This is a genomic window from Arthrobacter alkaliphilus (genome assembly GCF_021483235.1).
Lineage (GTDB): Bacteria > Actinomycetota > Actinomycetes > Actinomycetales > Micrococcaceae > Arthrobacter > Arthrobacter alkaliphilus.
In genome coordinates this window covers 1-5,456 of the sequence record NZ_JAKEEC010000049.1, presented here as the reverse complement: position 1 = coordinate 5,456, position 5,456 = coordinate 1, and the positions used below count along the sequence as shown (strand labels likewise).

Annotated in this window: 2 rRNA genes; both read right to left on the bottom strand. The window is 55.8% G+C overall.

Annotation, left to right across the window (positions count from 1 at the left end):
- Positions 1 to 50 precede the first annotated feature (50 nt).
- A 23S ribosomal RNA gene (locus L0B83_RS19460) occupies positions 51 to 3,190 on the bottom strand.
- A gap of 684 nt (positions 3,191 to 3,874) precedes the next feature.
- Positions 3,875 to 5,399 (bottom strand): 16S ribosomal RNA (locus tag L0B83_RS19455).
- Together the 16S and 23S rRNA genes form the textbook arrangement of a ribosomal RNA operon.
- Positions 5,400 to 5,456 lie beyond the last annotated feature (57 nt).

The window sequence follows — 5,456 nt, the reverse complement described above, 5'->3', positions numbered from 1 at the left end:
GGTTGTTGGTTGGGAACCACATAGTGGACGCGAGCAGTGATCGTGTTGGTGTGGTGTAAGTTATCGGCCTATTAGTACCGGTCAGCTTCAACAGTCTTTAGTCCTGTCTTCCACATCCGGCCTATCAACCCAGTGGTCTGGCTGGGGGCCTCTCACACACGAGGTGTATGGAAATCTCATCTTGAAGCGAGCTTCCCGCTTAGATGCTTTCAGCGGTTATCCCATCCGAACGTAGCTAATCAGCGGTGCACTTGGCAGTACAACTGACACACCAGAGGTTCGTCCGTCCCGGTCCTCTCGTACTAAGGACAGCCCTTCTCAAATTTCCTGCGCGCGCAGCGGATAGGGACCGAACTGTCTCACGACGTTCTAAACCCAGCTCGCGTACCGCTTTAATGGGCGAACAGCCCAACCCTTGGGACCTACTCCAGCCCCAGGATGCGACGAGCCGACATCGAGGTGCCAAACCATGCCGTCGATATGGACTCTTGGGCAAGATCAGCCTGTTATCCCCGAGGTACCTTTTATCCGTTGAGCGACGGCCATTCCACAATGTACCGCCGGATCACTAGTCCCGACTTTCGTCCCTGCTTGAGATGTCTCTCTCACAGTCAAGCTCCCTTGTGCACTTACACTCGACACCTGATTGCCAACCAGGCTGAGGGAACCTTTGGGCGCCTCCGTTACTTTTTAGGAGGCAACCGCCCCAGTTAAACTACCCATCAGGCACTGTCCCTGACCCGGATCACGGGCCGAAGTTAGATGTCCAAAGTGACCAGAGTGGTATTTCAACGATGACTCCACCCCCACTGGCGTGAGGGCTTCAACGTCTCCCACCTATCCTACACAAGCCACTCCGAACACCAATACCAAACTATAGTAAAGGTCTCGGGGTCTTTCCGTCCTGCTGCGCGTAACGAGCATCTTTACTCGTACTGCAATTTCGCCGAGTTTATGGTTGAGACAGCGGGGAAGTCGTTACTCCATTCGTGCAGGTCGGAACTTACCCGACAAGGAATTTCGCTACCTTAGGATGGTTATAGTTACCACCGCCGTTTACTGGGGCTTAAATTCTCAGCTTCGCCTTGCGGCTAACCGGTCCTCTTAACCTTCCAGCACCGGGCAGGAGTCAGTCCGTATACATCGTCTTGCGACTTCGCACGGACCTGTGTTTTTAGTAAACAGTCGCTTCCCCCTGGTCTCTGCGGCCCCTATCCCCTCCCACCAGCAAAGCGGTGTTCAAGGTCAGGGCCCCCCTTCTCCCGAAGTTACGGGGGCATTTTGCCGAGTTCCTTAACCATAATTCTCTCGATCGCCTTGGTATTCTCTACCTGATCACCTGTGTCGGTTTGGGGTACGGGCGGCTAAAACCTCGCGCCGATGCTTTTCTAGGCAGCATAGGATCACCGGATCCCCCCATGACGGGGGTCCCATCAGATCTCAGGCACGTCATCCAAGACACAGCGACGGATTTGCCTATCGCTGACCCTACATCCTTAGACCGGGGCAACCATCGCCCGGCCCGGCTACCTTCCTGCGTCACACCTGTTAATACGCTTACCTCCCGGGATCAGGTCCCGCGCTCGGCCAAAACCCGCACACCACAAGGGTGATTGGGCAGGCTCCGGGCGGTTAGTATCCCCCGCTTGGCATGGGCGGTTTTTCGCCGGTACGGGAATATCAACCCGTTGTCCATCGACTACGCCTGTCGGCCTCGCCTTAGGTCCCGACTTACCCAGGGCAGATTAGCTTGACCCTGGAACCCTTGATCATCCGGCGGACGGGTTTCTCACCCGTCTTTCGCTACTCATGCCTGCATTCTCACTCGTGTAGGCTCCACCGCTGGTTTCCACCGCGACTTCACCGCCCACACGACGCTCCCCTACCACTCCAGACGACTGAACCACGAAGGCTTGTCTACTATCTGAAATCCACAACTTCGGCGGTGTACTTGAGCCCCGCTACATTGTCGGCGCGGAATCACTTGACCAGTGAGCTATTACGCACTCTTTCAAGGATGGCTGCTTCTAAGCCAACCTCCTGGTTGTCTTCGCAACTCCACATCCTTTCCCACTTAGCACACGCTTAGGGGCCTTAGTTGGTGGTCTGGGCTGTTTCCCTCTCGACTATGAAGCTTATCCCCCACAGTCTCACTGCTGCGCTCTCACTTACCGGCATTCGGAGTTTGGCTGACGTCAGTAACCTTGTAGGGCCCATCGGCCATCCAGTAGCTCTACCTCCGGCAAGAAACACGCAACGCTGCACCTAAATGCATTTCGGGGAGAACCAGCTATCACGGAGTTTGATTGGCCTTTCACCCCTACCCACAGCTCATCCCCTCCATTTTCAACTGAAGTGGGTTCGGTCCTCCACGACGTCTTACCGTCGCTTCAACCTGGCCATGGGTAGATCACTCCGCTTCGGGTCTAGATCACGCCACTACACTCGCCCTGTTCAGACTCGCTTTCGCTACGGCTACCCCACACGGGTTAACCTCGCGACGTAACACTAACTCGCAGGCTCATTCTTCAAAAGGCACGCCGTCACAACTACAAGGCTGCTCCGACGGATTGTAAGCACACGGTTTCAGGTACTGTTTCACTCCCCTCCCGGGGTACTTTTCACCTTTCCCTCACGGTACTGGTCCGCTATCGGTCATTAGGAAGTATTTAGGCTTATCAGGTGGTCCTGACAGATTCACACGGGATTTCTCGGGCCCCGTGCTACTTGGGATCCTCTCCAGGCGGCACACAACATTACGGTTACGGGGCTAACACCCTCTCCGGCCGGCCTTTCAAGACCGTTCACCTATGCTCATGCTCTCACCCCACCGGTCCGGCAGAACCAGTACGGAAAGTCCCACAACCCCGCCCACGCAACGCCCGCCGGCTATCACACATGGGTCGGTTTAGCCTGATCCGCGTTCGCTCGCCACTACTAACGGAATCACCATTGTTTTCTCTTCCTGCGGGTACTGAGATGTTTCACTTCCCCGCGTTCCCCCCACGCACCCTATGTGTTCAGATGCGGGTCACCAGATCACCTAAAAAGCGTCTGGCGGGGTTTCCCCATTCGGACATCCTGGGATCACCGTTCGGTTATCAACTCCCCCAGGCTTATCGCAGATTCCTACGTCCTTCTTCGGCTCCTAATGCCAAGGCATCCACCGTGTGCCCTTAAAAACTTGACCACACAAGATCAAACAACTTTCGAGAGAACCAAACCCCCACAAGGAGGGCCGGGTTCAAAAAAGAAATTGCTAACAACACAAACAAACAAAAAGCCTGTCTGTGTCAGATGCTCGCGTCCACTATGTAGTTCTCAAACAACAACCCCGTACCACACACCCCCGCACCAACCACNAGGGCCGGGTTCAAAAAAGAAATTGCTAACAACACAAACAAACAAAAAGCCTGTCTGTGTCAGATGCTCGCGTCCACTATGTAGTTCTCAAACAACAACCCCGTACCACACACCCCCGCACCAACCACCCCCCGCCCACCAAAGGACAAAGGAACAGCCAAACACGCACGGGAACCATGCAGCCAGGAAACCAGAAACACCAAACCCGGAACACAGCACGCAACCCTTACAGGCCACGCACCACCCCGGCCCTGTTGCCTCAGGACCCAACAGTGTGCCAAACACGAAAACCAGCTTTCGCCCGCGCCGCAACCCTTTCCACAACACCCCCCACCAAAAGAGGAGGGCGTCCGTACTCGGACACGACACAAACCAACCGGCCGCTATCTGCTGATATTCCACCCATGAGCACCCACCGCAGAACATCCGCCTGCGCAATGGGCTTGCTTCCACACACCCACCCAACCCATCCATGCGGACAGACCCGGCGGGCAATAATGGTGCTCCTTAGAAAGGAGGTGATCCAGCCGCACCTTCCGGTACGGCTACCTTGTTACGACTTAGTCCCAATCGCCGGTCCCACCTTCGACGGCTCCCTCCACAAGGGTTAGGCCACCGGCTTCGGGTGTTACCAACTTTCGTGACTTGACGGGCGGTGTGTACAAGGCCCGGGAACGTATTCACCGCAGCGTTGCTGATCTGCGATTACTAGCGACTCCGACTTCATGGGGTCGAGTTGCAGACCCCAATCCGAACTGAGACCGGCTTTTTGGGATTAGCTCCACCTCACAGTATCGCAACCCTTTGTACCGGCCATTGTAGCATGCGTGAAGCCCAAGACATAAGGGGCATGATGATTTGACGTCGTCCCCACCTTCCTCCGAGTTGACCCCGGCAGTCTCCTATGAGTCCCCGGCCGAACCGCTGGCAACATAGAACGAGGGTTGCGCTCGTTGCGGGACTTAACCCAACATCTCACGACACGAGCTGACGACAACCATGCACCACCTGTAAACCAGCCTCAAAGAGGGGAACACATTTCTGCGTCTTACTAGTCCATGTCAAGCCTTGGTAAGGTTCTTCGCGTTGCATCGAATTAATCCGCATGCTCCGCCGCTTGTGCGGGCCCCCGTCAATTCCTTTGAGTTTTAGCCTTGCGGCCGTACTCCCCAGGCGGGGCACTTAATGCGTTAGCTACGGCGCGGAAAACGTGGAATGTCCCCCACACCTAGTGCCCAACGTTTACGGCATGGACTACCAGGGTATCTAATCCTGTTCGCTCCCCATGCTTTCGCTCCTCAGCGTCAGTTAATGCCCAGAGACCTGCCTTCGCCATCGGTGTTCCTCCTGATATCTGCGCATTTCACCGCTACACCAGGAATTCCAGTCTCCCCTACATCACTCTAGTCTGCCCGTACCCACTGCAGAACCGGAGTTGAGCCCCGGTCTTTCACAGCAGACGCGACAAACCGCCTACGAGCTCTTTACGCCCAATAATTCCGGATAACGCTTGCGCCCTACGTATTACCGCGGCTGCTGGCACGTAGTTAGCCGGCGCTTCTTCTGCAGGTACCGTCACCCGAAAGCTTCTTCCCTACTGAAAGAGGTTTACAACCCGAAGGCCGTCATCCCTCACGCGGCGTCGCTGCATCAGGCTTGCGCCCATTGTGCAATATTCCCCACTGCTGCCTCCCGTAGGAGTCTGGGCCGTGTCTCAGTCCCAGTGTGGCCGGTCACCCTCTCAGGCCGGCTACCCGTCGTCGCCTTGGTAGGCCATTACCCCACCAACAAGCTGATAGGCCGCGAGTCCATCCAAAACCGCAAAAGCTTTCCACCACCACCGCATGCGCGGAGCAGTCATATCCGGTATTAGACCCAGTTTCCCAGGCTTATCCCAGAGTCAAGGGCAGGTTACTCACGTGTTACTCACCCGTTCGCCACTAATCCACCCAGCAAGCTAGGCTTCATCGTTCGACTTGCATGTGTTAAGCACGCCGCCAGCGTTCATCCTGAGCCAGGATCAAACTCTCCGTTCAAAAAACAAAAACGAACACAACCATCCCCACCGGAAATAACGGCAAAAGACAGCTGCA